Source organism: Mycobacterium sp. Soil_C_30, from assembly GCF_057656995.1.
Genome location: NZ_JBDGJH010000021.1, coordinates 56,342 through 72,427 on the forward strand (window position 1 = coordinate 56,342; position 16,086 = coordinate 72,427).

Genomic DNA, 16,086 nt, shown 5'->3' on the forward strand with positions numbered 1-16,086 from the left:
GCCGTCACTTGGAGGGCGCCATCTCCGGGAAAAGCGTCGGCATGGGGCAGAATCGACGAGCGTGAGCGTCGGCATGCATCGCCTGGTCCTGCTTCGGCACGGCGAAACCGAATGGTCGCTGTCCGGGCAGCACACCAGCACCACCGACCTGGAGCTCACCGACAACGGCCGAGAGCAGGCCGCGCTGGCCGCGCGGGCCCTCGACCACCTGGGGCTGAAGAACCCCAAGGTGTTCTCCAGCCCACGCAAACGCGCACTCGACACCGCCGAGCTGGCCGGTCTGACGGTCGACGAAGTCACTCCGCTGCTGTCGGAATGGAACTACGGCGACTACGAGGGCGTCACCACCCACGACATCCGCAAGGATGTGCCCGGGTGGCTGCTGTGGACTTACGGATGCCCCGGCGGCGAAAGCGTCGATCAGGTCAGCATGCGCGCCGACCAGGCCGTGAGCTTGGCGCTCGAGCACATGGCCGAACGGGACGTGGTGTTCGTGGGCCACGGCCACTTCTCCCGCTCGGTGCTGACCCGCTGGGTGGAACAGCCGCTGCGGGAAGGGGCCCGCTACGGGTTCGGCCCCGCATCGGTTGCTGTCTGCGGATTCGAATACGGCCTGCGTCAACTCAAATCGCTGGGCCTGACCGCCCACCGCGAACCGGTCGCGACGTGAGCCCGGGTTTCACCGATCCCTCCTTCGTGTTGTCCGGCCCCACCGGCACGGTACTGGCCGACGGTATCCGCACCGGCTACGCCGACGTTGCCGCCGCCGACGCCGCACTGCGCACCGGTTCTGCACAGATTGTGTTGGGCGCGTTTCCTTTTGACGTATCCAACCCGGCCGCGTTGCACACCCCCGAACGGGTGGTGTTCACCGACGGGCTGCCCGAGTGGCCGTCCTCGGCGCCCACCGGTGTCCGGGTCGACGAGTCGGTGCCGTCACCGCAGGCGCACCGCGACCGGGTGGCCGAAGCGGTCCGGCGGCTGCGTGCACCGGGGTCGACCCTCGACAAAGTGGTGCTCGCCCGCGCCCTGCGCATGGTGGCCGACACCGGCTGGGACGTCCGCGCGGTGCTCACCCGGCTGCGCGCCGCCGACCCGGCGGCGTACGGCTACCTGGCCGACCTGGCACCGGCTGGCGCGCCCCATGCCGGGACGGTGTTGGTGGGAGCCAGCCCGGAACTGCTGGTGGCCCGTTTCGGAAATCAGGTGCGCTGCAGGCCGTTTGCCGGCTCGGCGCCCCGCTCGGCCGACCCCGACATCGACCGCGCCAACGGCGCGGCACTGGCCGCGTCAGGCAAGAACCGGCACGAGCACCGACTGGTGGTGGAGGCCATCCGTGACGCGCTGACACCGCTGTGCACGTCGCTGGACGTCGACGACGAGCCCCAACTGCACCGCACCGACGCGCTGTGGCACCTGAGCACTCGGCTCACCGGCACGCTCCGCGAGGAATCCACCACCGCACTGGATCTGGCGTTGGCGTTGCATCCCACCCCGGCAGTGGGCGGCTACCCCACCGCGGCCGCCATGGCGGCGATCACCGAACTGGAAGGCGACCGGGGTTTCTACGCCGGCGCCGCCGGTTGGTGTAACGCCGACGGTGACGGGCGGTGGGTGGTGTCGATCCGCTGCGCGCAGTTGTCCGCCGACCGTCGCACGGCGATCGCCCATTCCGGCGGCGGGATTGTCGCCGAGTCCGACCCGAACGACGAACTCGACGAGACCACAACGAAATTCCACACGATCATGACCGGGTTGGGAGCGCCGTATGAGTGAAGGGATCCGCCGGGCCCGCCCCGGTGACGAGGCCGAGATCGTCGCGATGATCCATGAGCTCGCCGAGTTCGAGAAAGCCGCCGACGAGTGCACGGTCACCGAAGAGCAGTTGCGGACAGCGCTGTTCGGCGAACAGCCCACCGTGCACGGCCACATCGTCGAGGTCGACGGGCAGGCCGCCGCGACCGCGCTGTGGTTCCTCAACTTCTCCACCTGGGACGGGGTGGCGGGGATCTACCTCGAGGATCTGTTCGTACGCCCGGCTTTTCGCCGTCGCGGCCTGGCCGCCGCATTGCTGTCCGCATTGGCCCGCGAATGCGTCGACCACGGTTACAGCCGATTGAGCTGGGCGGTACTGAACTGGAATGTCGACGCGATCGCGCTCTACGACGGGGTGGGCGGCAAACCGCAGACCCAGTGGACCACCTATCGGGTCTCGGGACCGGAGCTCACGGCGCTGGCCGCCGGTTCGCCGAAGAGCTAGCGGCACACCTCATCCGCGCGTGGCGTACCAGTGCACGGCGGGCGGGCTGAACAGCAAGCCGAGGACCAGCAGTGCGAACAGCGCGACGAGGACGCCGTAGACCTCGTGGTGAGACGTGAAGACGTACCACGCCACGGGCAGCAGGAGCAGGTTGGTGGGGACGCCGATACCCCGGCCCCACCGGCGGCCCGAGATGAGCGCCCACCCGCCGGTGACCACTCCGGCGCCGATCAGCAGGAACCACAACGCGGTGCCGAATCCGCTGACGATGTGCTGGTCGGCGCCGCCGAGTCCGCGGATCAACAACACCGCGGCCATGATCAGGGCCGCGAGGCCCTCTGCTGCCACCAGAAAGCCGGCATAGCGCACCGCGGCGGGCTGTGTCGTGCTCATCCGTTGGTGCTCAGCCTGTCGGCAAGGAAGCGCACCGCCAGCTCATAGCCCAGCGGGCCGGCGCCGGCGATCACCATCTCGGCGACCGGTGAGACGTAGGAGTGGTGCCGGAACGCCTCACGCTTGTGGATGTTGCTCAGGTGCACTTCGGCCACCGGCAGCCCGACGGCCGACAGTGCGTCGGCGATGGCCACGGAGGTGTGGGTGAAGGCGGCGGGGTTGATGACGATGCCGACGCAGTCCGCGGCCGACTGGTGAATCGCGTCGACCAGGACACCTTCGTGGTTGCTCTGCACTGCCCGGACGGCGAACCCGAGCGCCGCGGCGGCGGCGGTGACCGCTTCTTCGATCTGCGGGAGCGTGGTGGACCCGTAGATCTCCGGCTCGCGGGTGCCGAGCAGGTTCAGATTCGGCCCGTTGACGAGAAGCAGACGGCGTTCGGTCACGCTCGTACCGTACCGATGCCCACCGCGCCCGGCCCAGAAGGCTGGAGCGGGCACTGCGCAATCCCTTATAGGGTTGGGGCTCGTGCGTGCCGTGCTGATCGTGAACCCCAATGCGACTTCGACCACGCCGGCGGGCCGCGACCTGCTGGCCCATGCGCTCGAGAGCCGGACCCGGCTGACGGTCGAACACACCAATCACCGCGGCCACGCGATCGAGATCGCCGAGCAAGCCGCACTCGACGGCGTGGACGTCGTGATCGTGCACGGCGGCGACGGCACGGTGAACGAGGTGGTCAACGGCCTGCTCGGTAAACCGGGCCCACTCCCCCTGGGGAACTTGCCCGCGGTGAGTGTGGTGCCCGGCGGCTCGGCCAACGTCTTCGCCCGGTCGCTGGGAATTCCCCAGGACCCGATCGACGCCACCAATCTGCTCGTGGACTTGCTCAGCGACTACCAGCGCACCCGGACCTGGCGCCGGATCGGCCTGATGGACTGCGGCGAGCGGTGGGGCGTGTTCACCGCAGGGATGGGCGTCGACGGCGAAGTGGTCGCAAGCGTGGAGGACAAGAGGAACCGAAGCCGCAAGCACACCGGGGTGACCGCCATGCGTTACATCAGCGCCGCGGTGCCGACCGTGCTGCGCAGCGCCCGCAAGGAACCGCGCCTGACCCTGCAGCTCGACGGCCAGGACGCGATATCCGGGGTGCATTTCGTCTTCGTCTCGAACTCCAGCCCGTGGACCTACGCCAACACGCGGCCGGTCTGGACCAACCCCGACACCGGCTTCGACACCGGCCTGGGTGTGTTCGCCACCACGAGCATGAGTGTGTGGCGGAACCTGGGCCTGGTGCGACAGATGCTCGCCAAGCGCCCCAAGTTGTCGGCGTCCCACCTGATCCGTGACGACGACGTCGCCTCGGTGCGGGTGACGAGCACCACGCCGGTGGCCAGCCAGATCGACGGCGATTACATCGGTCTGAGGGACGAGATGACGTTCCGGTCGGTTCCCGACGCCCTCGGCGTGGTTGCGCCACATCCTTGATGTCAGAAAAAAATCGCGACTACCTGCAGCTTCCCCCGGTGTGACGAACTCACGGGCCAGAATTTAGGGCGCAGGTGAGTTGATCGTAGTACAAACGAGTAAGGGGTTAGGAAACGGCCCTCGTGAGTGACATTGCACACGTGTTAACTCACGCTATTGACTTCTGTTGTGGCTCTGGAACGATCAGATGCAACAGTGCAGAAACATTTCGTGTGCACCCGTTAACAGCCGAAAAACAAAACCCGGCGCGCATCGCTGCGCGCATTAGTAAGGAGTCTGACTTATGGATTGGCGCCACAAGGCGGTCTGTCGCGACGAGGATCCGGAACTGTTTTTCCCCGTGGGAAACAGCGGCCCGGCCCTCGCGCAGATCGCCGACGCGAAGCTCGTGTGTAACCGTTGTCCGGTTACCACCGAGTGCCTGGCCTGGGCTTTGGAGTCCGGTCAAGACGCGGGCGTATGGGGCGGTATGAGCGAGGACGAGCGCCGCGCGCTCAAGCGTCGTAACGCTCGGACAAAGGCCCGCAGCGGAGTCTGATCGACTCGCAAGAGGACGTGGCGGCCCCGGCAGAAATTGCCGGGGCCGACTTTTTTGTGCGCAATTCGGTCATCGATTTCGTTATTGTGCCAATCTGGAGCGCCGCCCAATTGGCACCCGTAACACCACATCGGTGCCACCCCCGGGCGCTTCGTGCATACCCAGCGAACCGTCCAATTCCGCCGAAACCAGTGTCCGCACGATCTGCAGTCCGAGACGGTCGGACTTCTCCAGGCTGAACCCGTCGGGCAGCCCGCGACCGTCATCGTGAACGGTGACATCCAACCAGCGCGCCGAGCGTTCGGCACGGATGCTGACACAGCCCTGCTTCGCGCCCGGGCCGAAGGCGTGCTCGATCGCGTTCTGCACCAGCTCGGTGACAACCATGATCAGGGCGGTGGCGCGGTCGGCGTCGAGCACACCGAGCGCACCGATCCGGCTGATCTTCATGGGACTGTCCACGGCGGCGACGTCGTTCATGATCGGCAGGATCCGGTCTATCACCTCGTCGAGGTTCACCTGCTCGTCGACGGACATCGACAGCGCGTCGTGCACCAGAGCGATGGACGACACCCGCCGCACCGACTCGATCAACGCCTCCCGACCCTCGGCGTTGGTGGTACGCCGCGCCTGCAGGCGCAGCAAGGCAGCCACCGTCTGGAGGTTGTTCTTCACCCGGTGGTGGATCTCCCGGATGGTGGCGTCCTTGCTCAACAGCGCGCGGTCGCGTCGTTTGATCTCGGTCACGTCGCGAATCAGCACGGCGGCGCCGACGGGGGCGCCATGTACCACCAGCGGGAGCGTGCGCAGCAGCACCGCGGCGCCACCGGCATCGACTTCCATGCGCATGCTGGAACCGCCCGACAGCGACTCCTTGACGTGCTCGGCGAGCTCCTGGGCCTCGAAAGGGTCGGAGATCAGCGGACGGGTGATGGCGACGAGGTTGTGGCCCTCGAGCTCGGAATTCAACCCCATCCGGTGATACGCCGACAGCGCGTTGGGGCTGGCATATGACACCGCCCCGGTGACGTCGAGCCGGATGAACCCGTCACCGACCCGCGGGCTCGACCGCGACATCGCGATGTCCCCGACGTTCGGGAAGGTGCCCTCCGACAGCATGTTCACAAGGTCCCCGGCACACGCCAGATAGGCCGTTTCCAGGGGCGAGGATTTCCGTAGCGCCGCCAGCGCCGTCTGGTGGGTCAACACCGCGACCACCTGGCCTGCGTGGCGTACCGGCACGGCTTCGACATTGAGGCCGGTCCGCTGGTCGGCCTGGTCGCCTTCGCGGGCAATGGCACCAGACCGGAAGGCTGCGGTGACCAGGGGCAGGTCGTCGGCGTCCGACATGGTGGCCACCGCGTCGCTGAGCAGCCCGGTGGGGGCGGTGTTGGGACGGCATTGCGCGACACAGACCAGCACACCGTCATCACGCCGGACCCACATCAAGTAGTCGGCGAAGGACAGATCCGCGATCAGCTGCCACTCCCCGACCACGGCGTGCAGGTGATCGACGGCCTCACCCGGCAGAACGGTGTGCTCGGCAAGCAGATCACCGAGCGTGGACATGAACCGCCTAGCTGATCACGGCAATGAGGTCGCCGGCCTGGATGACATCACCGACGGAGACACTGACCTTGCTGACGGTGCCGGCGACTTCGGCCAGCACCGGGATCTCCATCTTCATCGACTCCAAGAGCACCACGGTGTCGCCTTCACCGATCTGATCGCCCTCGTGGACCACGACTTCAAGCACGCTGGCCACGATTTCCGCGCGAACATCCTCGGCCATCTTCACCCACCTCTTCTGGTACTGCCGCTCTCTGAGGCTCTATCGAACCACAAAGGTGGGTGGACAGAGCACCATCTTCACCGTGAGACACTGGTATGCGACCGTCTGCCGGCGATTCGCCGAGCGGGCAACCCATCAGTTCACGACTACGGAGGTACACCATGGCCAAGCGTGGCCGTAAGAAGCGCGATCGCAAGCACAGCAAGGCCAATCACGGCAAGCGGCCCAACAGCTGACTAGCCCCTGATGATGGTGGTGCGGCTGATCTCCAGCCGTAACCGCTGTCGCAGGCTCTCAGGCGCTCGTTCGCCACTGCATTTGGTGGCGATGAGCGCCTTTATGCGTTCTTCGACTCCGTAGTGGCGCAGGCAGGCCGGGCATTCGTCCAGGTGCTGCTGCAACTTCTCCCGCGTGTCGACGGTGCATTCCCCGTCGAGCAGGGTCCAGACCTCCGCGATCACCGCCGCGCATTCCGGGTGCTCCGGATCCACCGGTCCTACCGGCGGACGCCAGGTGCGTTCGTCCTCGCTCATGACGACACCTCCTCGGGCTCATCGAGCTGCTGACCACGGATGAACCCGCGGTCTCTGGCCACGTCGGCCAGCAACTCCCGCAGCTGACGTCTACCTCGGTGCAGCCGGGACATCACGGTCCCGATCGGCGTATCCATGATCTCGGCGATCTCCTTGTAGGGGAAGCCCTCGACGTCGGCGTAGTAGACCGCCATCCGGAATTCTTCCGGAAGCGCCTGCAGGGCTTGTTTGATCTCGGTGTCCGGCAGGGCCTCCAGAGCCTCGACCTCGGCGGAACGCAAGCCCGTCGAGGAATGCTCGGCGTTGGACGCCAGCTGCCAGTCGGTGATCTCGTCTGTCGGATACTCCGCCGGCTGACGTTGCTTCTTGCGATAGCTGTTGATGTAGGTGTTGGTCAGGATCCGGTACAGCCACGCCTTGAGGTTGGTGCCCTCACGGAACGACCGGAAGCCCGCATATGCCTTGACCATGGTTTCCTGCAGCAGGTCTTCGGCATCGGCGGGGTTGCGGGTCATCCGCAGAGCACCGCCGTAGAGCTGGTCCAACAGTGGAATCGCATCGCGTTCGAAGCGCGCCGTCAGTTCGGCGTCGGTCTCCGCAGACGGGGCCGGCGACGTTTCCTCGCCGCGCTCCACACCTGTGCTGTCTTCTATGTCGGTCATCTTGGTTGACACAGTCCCTTCCGTCGCGGAGGTCCAGATGATCAACGGTAGGTGCAGTGGCTGCAATGCCACCGACACTGGTCCTGACACCGGACGCTCCAGGCATACCGTCGACACCAAGTTCCCCTCTCGCAATCCTAAGGCTGTGACCGACAAACCCATGTCCATGGGCTGACAGTGAACTCAACAGCGGTGATGACCGCGCTATTTCCCGAGGTTCCCCCGAGGCTAGGCTGACCCGGTGGCGCGAGCGGCAACCCCGGCAATCGCGGCGTTGGTCGCCGCGGCGGTTCCCCATGAGGTGTTCCAGTACCACCACGACCCCCGCAGCCAGGCCTATGGCGACGAAGCCGTCGCCGAACTGGCCGCCGCCAAAGAGGCCGAAGCAGAGCAGATCTTCAAGACGCTGGTGGTCGCCACACCGACGGGTTTGGCCGTGGCCGTGGTACCGGTACCGGCCAAGCTGTCGTTGAAAGCCGTGGCGGCGGCGCTGGGGGTGCCCAAGGCCGGGATGGCGGACCCGACCGCCGCCCAGCGATCCTCGGGCTACGTCCTGGGCGGCATCTCGCCGCTCGGGCAGCGCAAGCCGCTGCCCACGGTGATCGACGAGACGGCGCTGCTGTGGGATCGGGTGTGGTGCAGCGCCGGTAAGCGCGGCCTCGAGATCGGGGTGGCCCCGGCCGACTTGATTGCCTTGACCAGCGCGGTCACCGCTGACATCCAGGCCGACTGAGACCCATCACGGCCAGCGCCTCGGCTTCGAGCACGGGGCCGCACACCTCCACGCCGGCATCGCTGGCTGCGAGCACCTGCGCGCACGTCAGCCGGAAATGCGGCCCGTCCGGGAGAACAGCCGAGAACGCCGCGGTGGAGGCAGCGAACACGATCCGCGTGACACCGGCCCACCCGCAGGCCGCCGCACACATCGGGCAGGGTTCGCCGCTGGCGTACACGACCGCCCCGGCCAGCCGGTCCGGGTCGGCGTGCCGGAGAGCGACCAGTTCGGCGTGGGCCGTCGGGTCGCCGCTGGAGGCCACCTCGTTGCGGCCCTCCGCCAGAACCTGGCCCGTGACACTCACCAGAACCGATCCGAACGGCCGGTTGCCGAGTTCGGCGGCCTCACCGGCCAGGACGATGCTGCGTTCGAGGAATCCGAGTTCCTGCGCTCTCATGCGCTCATCTCCACGACGGTGCCGATGCCCCGGGCCCGGGCGGCGTCCACCAGGGCGGCGGCGGTGACGAGGTCCTGGAGCCCGATGCCGACGGAGTTGAACAGTGTGACGTCGTCATCGCTGCGGCGGCCGCGCGACGCATCGGCGACCACATCACCGAGTTCGACCGCCACCGCCGACTCGCGCAGCCGCCCTTCTTCGATCGCCAGCACCACATCCCCGGACTTGGTGAGCGCGGTGAGCCTGCTGTCGACCACCAGACGCGCCGATGCCATACCCGCGCCGTCGATTTCGCGGTGGTCTGGACGGGGCGGCGCGCCGACGGCGTTGACGTGCAGGCCGGGCCGGAACCAGGCTCCCTCGACGATAGGATCCCTGGATGGGGTGAGGGTGCACACGACGTCGGCGGCCCCCACCACGTGCCGGGGCGACTCGGCGCGTTCGACCCCGAGATCCAGATCCTCGATGCGGCGGCGGAACTGGTCCACCGTGGCATCACTGCGCGACCACACGAACACCTTCTCGATCGGCCGGATCCGGGCGATCGCCCGGGCGTGTTCCACTGCCAGCGTGCCCGCGCCGATCAGTCCGAGTGTGGAACTGCCCACGCGTGACAAGTGCGCGGTGGCGACGGCACTGGCCGCCGCGGTGCGGATCGCGGTGACGAGCCTGCCGTCGAGCAGAGCTTCACATTCGCCGGTGTCGGCCGACATCAGCATGATCGTGGAACGTTGTGTGGGCAGGCCGGTCTCGCCGTTTGCGGGCATATCGGAGAGCATCTTGACCACACTGGAGCGCTGACGGGTGGCCGCGGCCACCATCGGCAGCGCGGCGGCTCCGCGTTCCAGGGGCATGACCGGGGGCGCCGGGTTCACCGCGGCGCCGGCACTGAGGTCGGCGTGGGCCTGTTCGACGACGGTGTAGACGGTGGGCCGGTCGATGAGGGCGGCGATATCGGAATGGGTCAGCACGAGTGTCATGGTTGTTGCCTTTCAGGTTTCGTCAGACGCGGCCGACGTACGGGACGGTCAAGCAGGTCGGCGCGCTGCGGCCGCCGACGAAACCGCTGATGGCGACGATCGCGATCACGTACGGCAGCATCACCAACACGGCATAGGGAATTTCGACACCCACCGCGGGCAGTGCGAACTGCATGGCCCTGGCGACACCGAAAAAGACCGCCGCCCAGAGGATTCCGACCACCTTCCAGCGCCCGGCGATAACCGCGACGACGGCCAGATAGCCCATCCCCGCGGTCATGTTCTCACTGAACGAGCGGACCTCCGACAGGGCGAGTTGAGCACCGGCCAGCCCGCCGGCACCGGAAGCGATCAGAACCCCGATCGCGCGGGTCTTGTTGACGGCCAAGCCGGTCCAGCCCGCGGAGGTGGCGTCCTCCCCCACCGCATCGACCCGGATACCGGCCATGGTGCGCGGCGAGAACACGACCGCCAGCGCCACCACGACCGCCAGACACAGATACCCCAGGAATGTCTGGCCGAAGACAGCCGGGCCGATGATCGGCAGTTCACCGAGCACCGGAATGTGCACGTCGGCGAAGGCCGGGACGTTCTGCCCGCGACCACCGTCGAGAAGGATCCGGGCCCCGAAGGTCGTGAGCCCCAGCGCAAGCGCGTTGGCGGCGATGCCGACGACGATCTGATCGGCGCGAAACCGGACCGACAGCAGCGCCTGAGCGATACCGAAGATCAGTCCGGCCAGCACGCCGGCCACCGCACCCAGGACGGCGGAACCGGTGCTCACCGAGGCCAGGACGCTGGCGAACGCCCCGGTGAGCATCATGCCCTCCATGCTCAGATTCAGCACGCCGGCACGTTCACTGATCGATTCACCACTGGCGGCAACCAGCAGCGGGATGGCGAAAGCGATTCCACTGGAGACTATTTCGGTGATCATGGAGAGGTTCATGCCGGCACTTCCTCACGGGCGGGCTTGGTGGAGACGGGTCGTGCGGTGGTGGTCCACCAGGCCGCGCCGGCGATCACGATGATCAGGACACTCTGCACGACGGTGACGGTGGAGGCCGGCACGCCGGCAGCCAGTTGCAGGTTGATGCCTCCGGAGACCAGGAAGCCGAACAGTAGGGACACCGCGGCGACGGCGGTCATGGACCCACGGGCGAGCAGTCCGACGACCAGACCGGCGAACCCGAAGCCGGACGAGAAGCCGTCGACGAGGATGAACGGCGCCGAGGTGACCAACAGTCCGCCGGCGAGGCCGGAGAAGCCACCGGCGGTGGTCAGAGCCAGGAACCCGGTGCGGTCGACGGAGACCCCGAGGCGTGCCGAGGCGGTGCCCGAAAGCCCGACGGCACGCAGCCGTAGACCGGTTGCACTGCTGCGCAACATGATTCCCACCAGCGCCACAGCCAGCACGGCGACCACGATGGCGATGGTGGCCGGGTTCTTGGAGAGACCCAGCAGCGGCAGGTGCGCCGACGCTGCGAGCGCTTCGGACTGCGGCAGCGTCTCCGAGGAGGTCATCGGCTGCCGTAGCAACGACGGCTCCTGCACCATCAGCACCACGAGGGCGAGTCCGACGAAGTTGAGGAGCAGGGTGGTGATGATTTCGCTGGTACCGCGGTGCACGCGCAGCCAGGCGGCGATTGCGGCCCAGAAAGTCCCGGCGAGCACCGCGGCGCCCAGGGTCACCACCAGACCGATCGGCAGCGGCATCGTCTCGGGCATCGCGACACCCACTGCGGTGGCGGCGATTCCGCCCAGGCACATCTGACCCTCACCACCGACGTTGACCAGACCTGCCCGGTAGGCGATGGTGAAGCCGGCGGCCACCAGCATCAGCAGGGCGGCGTTGTTCAGCGAGGTGCCGATGGCAAACGGCGAGCCCAGGGTTCCCTCGATCAGGGCGTCGATGACCTCGACCGGGCCGGCGCCGGCTATTGCCGCCAGCGCCAGGCCCACGCTCGCCGCGACCACCAGGGCAGCCAGCGCCACCACCAGTGGATGACGGGAATGCAAGCGGGTGATCATTGGGGCACTCCTGTCATCAGGGCGCCGATTTCTGTTGCGGCACTCGGTGAATCGGTTCGGACGGAGCCCAGCAGGGTTCCGCGGTAGGCGACCACGATGCGGTCGCAGACGGCGATCAACTCGTCGATTTCACTCGAGGTGATCAGTACTGCCGCGCCGGCATCAGCAGCGGCACGCAGCCGGTCGAGCACGAAGGCGACGGCCCCGGCGTCGAGGCCGCGAGTGGGCTGGGCCGCCACCACGGCCCGCAGGCCCGGCGTCGACAGTTCTCGGACGAGCACCACCTTCTGCTGGTTGCCGCCGGACAGCGATCCGATCGGCGCGTCGGGTCCCGGTGCCCGGATGGAGTACTCGGAGATGGCGGTCTCGGCGTCGGCCCGCATACGGCCGCGGTCGAGCAGGCCCCAGCGGCGGTACTGCCGCAGCCGGGGCATCGCGATGTTCTCGGCGATCGACAACTCGCCGACCATTCCCTCGGCATGGCGGTCCTCGGGGATCACCGCCAGGCCGGCCGCGGTGCGTGCAGCCGGCGTCGCGGTGGTGAGGTCGGTGCCTTCCAGGACGACGGTGCCGCGGTCCGGTGCCAGCGCCCCGGACAGGACGGAGGTCAACTCGGATTGCCCGTTGCCCTCCACGCCGGCGACACCCACGATCTCACCCCGACCGACCACGAGTTCCACCTGTGCGAGTGCGGTGCTGCCGTCGGCCCGGGTCACGGTGAGGCCGTTGACGTTCAGACCCTTCGAGGTCGGTGGCGCGGTACGTCGTCGGGGTGCGGCGCTCAGTGGCTTGGTGTCGCCGAGCATCAGCTCGAGCAGCGACGGCAGCGACACCTCGGCGAGGCGGCCGCCGCCGACCACAGTGCCGGCGCGCAACACCGTCGCCTCGTCGGCGGCGCGGGCCACCTCACCGAGCTTGTGGGTGATGAGCACCACGGACTTGCCGCTCTCGGTGAGGGCCGCGCAGGTGGTGATCAGTGCGTCGATCTCTTGGGGGTCGAGCACGGCGGTGGGCTCGTCGAGCAGGATCAGCTGCGGGTCGCGTAACAGCGCCTTGACGATCTCGACGCGCTGCCGGGCACCCACCGTCAGTTCGCGAACCGTGGCGGCGGCGTCGACCGTCAAACCGTAGCTGTCGGCGATCCGCTCCAGATCGGACGTGAGTTGCTTTCGCGGAGGACGGAATCCGTCGCGGCCCAGCAGCAGGTTGTCGGCCACTGTCATGGTGGGCACCAAGGAGAAGTGCTGGTGCACCATCGCCACCCCGGCCCGCAACGCGTCCGCCGGATTGCGCGGCTGGTAGGTCCTGCCCGCCAGCGTCATGCTCCCGGTGTCCGGGGAGACCGTCCCGTAGATGCTGTTGCACAGTGTCGACTTGCCGGCTCCGTTCTCACCGAGGATGCAGTGCACCGAACGAGGTTTGACGTTCAGCGTCACCGCATCCAGGGCGCGCACGGATCCGAAAGACTTCCCGATCCCGTCGAGTGTGAGCAGCGCTGTGTGACTGGGCTTTTCAGCGGTGGTCATTGGGTCAGCAGCGATCGTCATCGGTCCGGGTCCTCAGTACGGTGTGATGGAACCGGCGATGATGGCCGCCTCGGCCTTGTCCACTGCGGCGGCCACGGCGGGGTCGTCGCCGCAGACGGTGAAGTCGCTGCCGCCCTTGTCGGTGGTGACCCCGAAGGGCACCTGCTCGGCCGTCCAGGTCCCGTCGAGCACGGAGGACACCGCGTATTCGATCTCGGTGCCGATGTCGGTGCGGACGTAGCCGGCGTAGACGCCGTTGGAGCAGTCACCCGGGATCGGGCCGCCGATCATCCGGTTGCCCGACTCGGCGGCCGCCTGCTCCATTCCCTGCTTGCCCAGGTTGACGATCTGGCCGAGTACGTCGGCACCGCTGGCGTAGGCGGTGCCGGCGGCCTGCTTGGCCTTGGCCGGGTCATTGAAGTCGCCGACGTACTGCGGCGCGAGCACGGTCACGTCCGGGCGGGTAAAGCGGGCTCCGTTGGCGAAGGCCTTGGCCGCGTTGACGATAGCGGGCAGTTCGACTCCGCCGACGAATCCGACGGTGCCGCTTTTCGACACCGTGGCCGCGGCGGCGCCGGACAGGAATTCCGCTTCGGCCTGCTGGGGGTCGTAGTACGCCAGGTTCGGCAGCGGTTCCGCATCCGAGGGTCCACCGATCTCGACGAACTTGACCTCGGGGAACTGCGGGGCCACCTTGCGCACGTCGGCGTCGGTCTGCCCCCCGACCGAGATCACCAGGTCGTTCTCCGAGGCGAAGCGCTGCAGGGCCTGCTGATAGTCGGCAGCGGCCACCTGCTCGACGTAACTGGCGTCGACCTGATCGCCGTACTTCTCCACGACCCGCTGGTAGCCGAGAAAACCGGACTGCATGAAACCGGTGTCGTTGATGGAGCCGGGCAGAAACACACCTACCGACAGTGCGTCACCCGCGCCGGGGTCGTCGTCCGCTGAGCCGCATGCGGTCAGTCCCAAGGCGATCGCGGTCGCCCCGAGCAGCGCTGTTGAAGTTTGAAAACGTGGGAGTCTCATCGAGCTTCCTCCTGGGGTCAGTGGCTACCACTTAGCGGTATACCGTTAGAAGGAGCATCGGCTCGAACTATTACCAACGCATTAACCGACCGTAAGGATCGAGTTACTGGTATACCGTTAACTCGCCTGTCGCTATGCTGGGCGAAGCCGCACAACAAGAAAGGTCGACGTGACCACCGCCGCGACTGAGGACGCCCCGAAATCTCTGCGCGAACGCGCGTACGACGAACTGCGGGCCCGCATCGTCGGATTGGAGCTGGCGCCGGGCACCCGGCTCATCGAACGCGATCTCGCCGAAGAGCTTGCGGTGTCGCGGATTCCGCTGCGCGAGGCCATGCAACGCCTACAGCAGGACGGGCTGGTGGTGATGGTCCCGCGGCAGGGCGCGATCGTCTCCCCGTTCACGGTGGACGATGTGCGTGACCTGTTCGACGTCCGCGAGAGTCTGGAGGTGCTGGCCGCCCGCCTGGCCGCTGAGCGTGCCGATCAGGCGGGCCTGGCCGCGCTCGAAGCGCAGCTCGACACCGCGCGCACAGCCACTGAGCGCCAGGACAAACCGGCCATCGCCGCCGCGAACGCCGGTTTCCACACCATCATCGTCGACCTGGCGGCCAATCCCCTGCTCGAGTCGATCCTCCGCCCCCTGGAAGCCCGTACCCAGTGGTTGTTCCATCTGACCGGTGATCGCGATCCCGGTGTGCAGTGCCTCGAGCACGAGGACCTGTTGGCCGCCATCGCGGCGCACGATCCGGACCGGGCCGCCGAATCGGCGTTCCACCATGTGCATTCAGGGCGAGACGCCAGCCTGGCCATGGCCGCGGAATGGTCCGGCGGCGACATCGATCCGATCCAGCTCACCAAGAGCCGACGCCGCGGGACGGCGTGAGGCTGTTACGTTGGGGCCATGTCGACGATCTGGGCCGCGGGCCGCTATGAGGCGGTAGCCGAACGCATCGCCGGGATCGCCGACGTCGTGGTCACCGCCGTGGACCGGCGCCTGCCTCTACGCGACCAGGCGGTGGTGGACCTTGCCTGCGGTACCGGCAGCGCCGCCCTGGCCGCCGCCCGCCGGGGTGCGGACGTCACCGGCATCGACATCACACCGGAGCTGGTGGCCATCGGTGAGCGCCGCGCCCGTGACGAGGGCCTGGACGTCGACTGGCGCACCGGCGACGCCGCGGCGACGGGCCTGCCGGACGCGGCGTTCGACGCCGCTGTGTCGAACATGGGCATCATCTTCGTCGAACCGGTCAGCCAGGTCGCCGAACTGGCACGAATATTGAAATCCGGTGCGGTGTGCGGCTTTTCATCGTGGGTGCGGGATGCGGTGAACCCGTTCTACGATCCCATCCTGAGCGTTCTCGGCCCGCCGCCGGCGCGTGGTTTCTCGCCGGATCAATGGGGCGATCAGAGCACCGCAGCACAGCGCCTCGGCGCTGACTTCGTCGACCTCGAATTCACCCCTGGGTCGTTGACCTGGCGGTTCGACTCCCCTGCCGCCGCGTTGACCTTCATCACCAAGGAATCACCGATGCATGTCGACGTCCTGGCCCGCGTCGAAGGTCCGCAGCGCGATGCGTTGCTGTCCGCCTTCGACAAGGCGCTCACCGCCCAGGCCGACCAGGAAGGCCACGTGGCCTTCGACGCGTCCTACGTGGTGGTGACGGCCGTCCGGCGCTGAG

21 protein-coding genes are annotated in these 16,086 nt (G+C 67.5%); 9 read left to right on the plus strand and 12 right to left on the minus strand.

What is annotated here, in order from left to right; genetic code table 11:
* Positions 1–61 precede the first annotated feature (61 nt).
* Genes AC3A6P_RS28640 through AC3A6P_RS28650 form a run of 3 tightly spaced genes read left to right on the plus strand, consistent with a single transcriptional unit; the run spans position 62 to position 2,260 of the window.
* Positions 62–670: an acid phosphatase gene (locus AC3A6P_RS28640; protein ID WP_487695672.1), complete on the plus strand. Its 609-nt coding sequence runs from the start codon at positions 62–64 to the stop codon at positions 668–670.
* Positions 667–1,776 carry an isochorismate synthase gene (locus AC3A6P_RS28645; RefSeq protein ID WP_487695674.1) on the plus strand — a complete coding sequence of 370 codons (1,110 nt, stop codon included), beginning with the start codon at positions 667–669 and terminating at the stop codon, positions 1,774–1,776. The genes AC3A6P_RS28640 and AC3A6P_RS28645 overlap by 4 nt, the downstream gene beginning before the upstream one ends.
* Entirely contained in the window at positions 1,769–2,260 is a 492-nt protein-coding gene (locus AC3A6P_RS28650; protein ID WP_487695676.1) for an N-acetyltransferase family protein, read from the plus strand. Before AC3A6P_RS28645 ends, AC3A6P_RS28650 begins: the two co-directional genes overlap by 8 nt.
* Before the next feature lie 9 nt (positions 2,261–2,269).
* Here AC3A6P_RS28650 and AC3A6P_RS28655 read toward each other — a convergent pair whose 3' ends face one another.
* Both AC3A6P_RS28655 and aroQ read right to left on the minus strand, forming a co-directional pair.
* Complete coding sequence (locus AC3A6P_RS28655) at positions 2,270–2,653, minus strand: hypothetical protein (protein WP_487695678.1); 384 nt, start codon at positions 2,651–2,653, stop codon at positions 2,270–2,272.
* Positions 2,650–3,099 (minus strand): type II 3-dehydroquinate dehydratase, encoded by a 450-nt coding sequence (gene aroQ / locus AC3A6P_RS28660; protein ID WP_487695680.1) that lies wholly within the window; start codon positions 3,097–3,099, stop codon positions 2,650–2,652. The genes AC3A6P_RS28655 and aroQ overlap by 4 nt, the downstream gene beginning before the upstream one ends.
* An 82-nt stretch (positions 3,100–3,181) precedes the next feature.
* Between aroQ and AC3A6P_RS28665 the strand changes: the two genes are divergently transcribed.
* Both AC3A6P_RS28665 and whiB1 read left to right on the plus strand, forming a co-directional pair.
* Positions 3,182–4,141, plus strand: coding sequence for a diacylglycerol/lipid kinase family protein (locus AC3A6P_RS28665; protein ID WP_487695681.1), 960 nt, complete (start codon positions 3,182–3,184; stop codon positions 4,139–4,141).
* Positions 4,142–4,424: 283 nt separating this feature from the next.
* Positions 4,425–4,679: a transcriptional regulator WhiB1 gene (gene whiB1, locus AC3A6P_RS28670; protein WP_068915926.1), complete on the plus strand. Its 255-nt coding sequence runs from the start codon at positions 4,425–4,427 to the stop codon at positions 4,677–4,679.
* A gap of 81 nt (positions 4,680–4,760) precedes the next feature.
* On the opposite strand, the gene AC3A6P_RS28675 is transcribed toward whiB1, so the two are convergent.
* Positions 4,761–6,248 (minus strand): sensor histidine kinase, encoded by a 1,488-nt coding sequence (locus tag AC3A6P_RS28675; RefSeq protein WP_487695683.1) that lies wholly within the window; start codon positions 6,246–6,248, stop codon positions 4,761–4,763.
* A 7-nt stretch (positions 6,249–6,255) separates the two neighbouring features.
* Positions 6,256–6,471 (minus strand): biotin/lipoyl-binding carrier protein, encoded by a 216-nt coding sequence (locus AC3A6P_RS28680; protein WP_083740725.1) that lies wholly within the window; start codon positions 6,469–6,471, stop codon positions 6,256–6,258.
* 161 nt (positions 6,472–6,632) lie between these two features.
* Here AC3A6P_RS28680 and AC3A6P_RS28685 point away from each other — a divergent pair, with 161 nt between their 5' ends.
* The gene (locus AC3A6P_RS28685; protein WP_085976515.1) at positions 6,633–6,707 is read left to right on the plus strand and encodes a 50S ribosomal protein bL37; all 75 of its coding nucleotides are present in this window, start codon (positions 6,633–6,635) and stop codon (positions 6,705–6,707) included.
* Here AC3A6P_RS28685 and rsrA read toward each other — a convergent pair whose 3' ends face one another.
* Together rsrA and AC3A6P_RS28695 are read right to left on the minus strand one after the other, a co-directional pair.
* Positions 6,708–7,004 carry a mycothiol system anti-sigma-R factor gene (gene rsrA / locus AC3A6P_RS28690; protein ID WP_487695684.1) on the minus strand — a complete coding sequence of 99 codons (297 nt, stop codon included), beginning with the start codon at positions 7,002–7,004 and terminating at the stop codon, positions 6,708–6,710.
* A complete protein-coding gene (locus AC3A6P_RS28695) occupies positions 7,001–7,666 on the minus strand; it encodes a sigma-70 family RNA polymerase sigma factor (protein ID WP_487695686.1) in 666 nt (221 codons plus the stop codon). The genes rsrA and AC3A6P_RS28695 overlap by 4 nt, the downstream gene beginning before the upstream one ends.
* Before the next feature lie 241 nt (positions 7,667–7,907).
* On the opposite strand from AC3A6P_RS28695, the gene AC3A6P_RS28700 reads away from it, so the two are divergent.
* Positions 7,908–8,399 carry an aminoacyl-tRNA deacylase gene (locus tag AC3A6P_RS28700; RefSeq protein WP_487695688.1) on the plus strand — a complete coding sequence of 164 codons (492 nt, stop codon included), beginning with the start codon at positions 7,908–7,910 and terminating at the stop codon, positions 8,397–8,399.
* Here AC3A6P_RS28700 and AC3A6P_RS28705 read toward each other — a convergent pair.
* From AC3A6P_RS28705 to AC3A6P_RS28730, 6 genes are read right to left on the minus strand one after another with little or no spacing between them, the layout of a single operon-like run.
* Complete coding sequence (locus AC3A6P_RS28705) at positions 8,374–8,838, minus strand: nucleoside deaminase (RefSeq protein ID WP_487695690.1); 465 nt, start codon at positions 8,836–8,838, stop codon at positions 8,374–8,376. The two genes, AC3A6P_RS28700 and AC3A6P_RS28705, sit on opposite strands and share 26 nt — an antisense overlap.
* A complete protein-coding gene (locus AC3A6P_RS28710; protein ID WP_487695692.1) occupies positions 8,835–9,818 on the minus strand; it encodes an ornithine cyclodeaminase family protein in 984 nt (327 codons plus the stop codon). Before AC3A6P_RS28710 ends, AC3A6P_RS28705 begins: the two co-directional genes overlap by 4 nt.
* Before the next feature lie 22 nt (positions 9,819–9,840).
* On the minus strand, positions 9,841–10,767 hold the full coding sequence (locus AC3A6P_RS28715) for an ABC transporter permease (protein WP_487695693.1): 927 nt from the start codon (positions 10,765–10,767) through the stop codon (positions 9,841–9,843).
* Entirely contained in the window at positions 10,764–11,849 is a 1,086-nt protein-coding gene (locus AC3A6P_RS28720; protein ID WP_487695694.1) for an ABC transporter permease, read from the minus strand. The genes AC3A6P_RS28715 and AC3A6P_RS28720 overlap by 4 nt, the downstream gene beginning before the upstream one ends.
* Entirely contained in the window at positions 11,846–13,396 is a 1,551-nt protein-coding gene (locus AC3A6P_RS28725; protein ID WP_487695696.1) for an ABC transporter ATP-binding protein, read from the minus strand. The genes AC3A6P_RS28720 and AC3A6P_RS28725 overlap by 4 nt, the downstream gene beginning before the upstream one ends.
* A 12-nt stretch (positions 13,397–13,408) precedes the next feature.
* Positions 13,409–14,404: a BMP family protein gene (locus AC3A6P_RS28730; RefSeq protein WP_487695698.1), complete on the minus strand. Its 996-nt coding sequence runs from the start codon at positions 14,402–14,404 to the stop codon at positions 13,409–13,411.
* Positions 14,405–14,573: 169 nt separating this feature from the next.
* On the opposite strand from AC3A6P_RS28730, the gene AC3A6P_RS28735 reads away from it, so the two are divergent.
* Positions 14,574–15,290 carry a GntR family transcriptional regulator gene (locus AC3A6P_RS28735; RefSeq protein WP_487695699.1) on the plus strand — a complete coding sequence of 239 codons (717 nt, stop codon included), beginning with the start codon at positions 14,574–14,576 and terminating at the stop codon, positions 15,288–15,290.
* Positions 15,291–15,308: 18 nt separating this feature from the next.
* Positions 15,309–16,085 carry a class I SAM-dependent methyltransferase gene (locus tag AC3A6P_RS28740; RefSeq protein WP_487695701.1) on the plus strand — a complete coding sequence of 259 codons (777 nt, stop codon included), beginning with the start codon at positions 15,309–15,311 and terminating at the stop codon, positions 16,083–16,085.
* Position 16,086 lies beyond the last annotated feature (1 nt).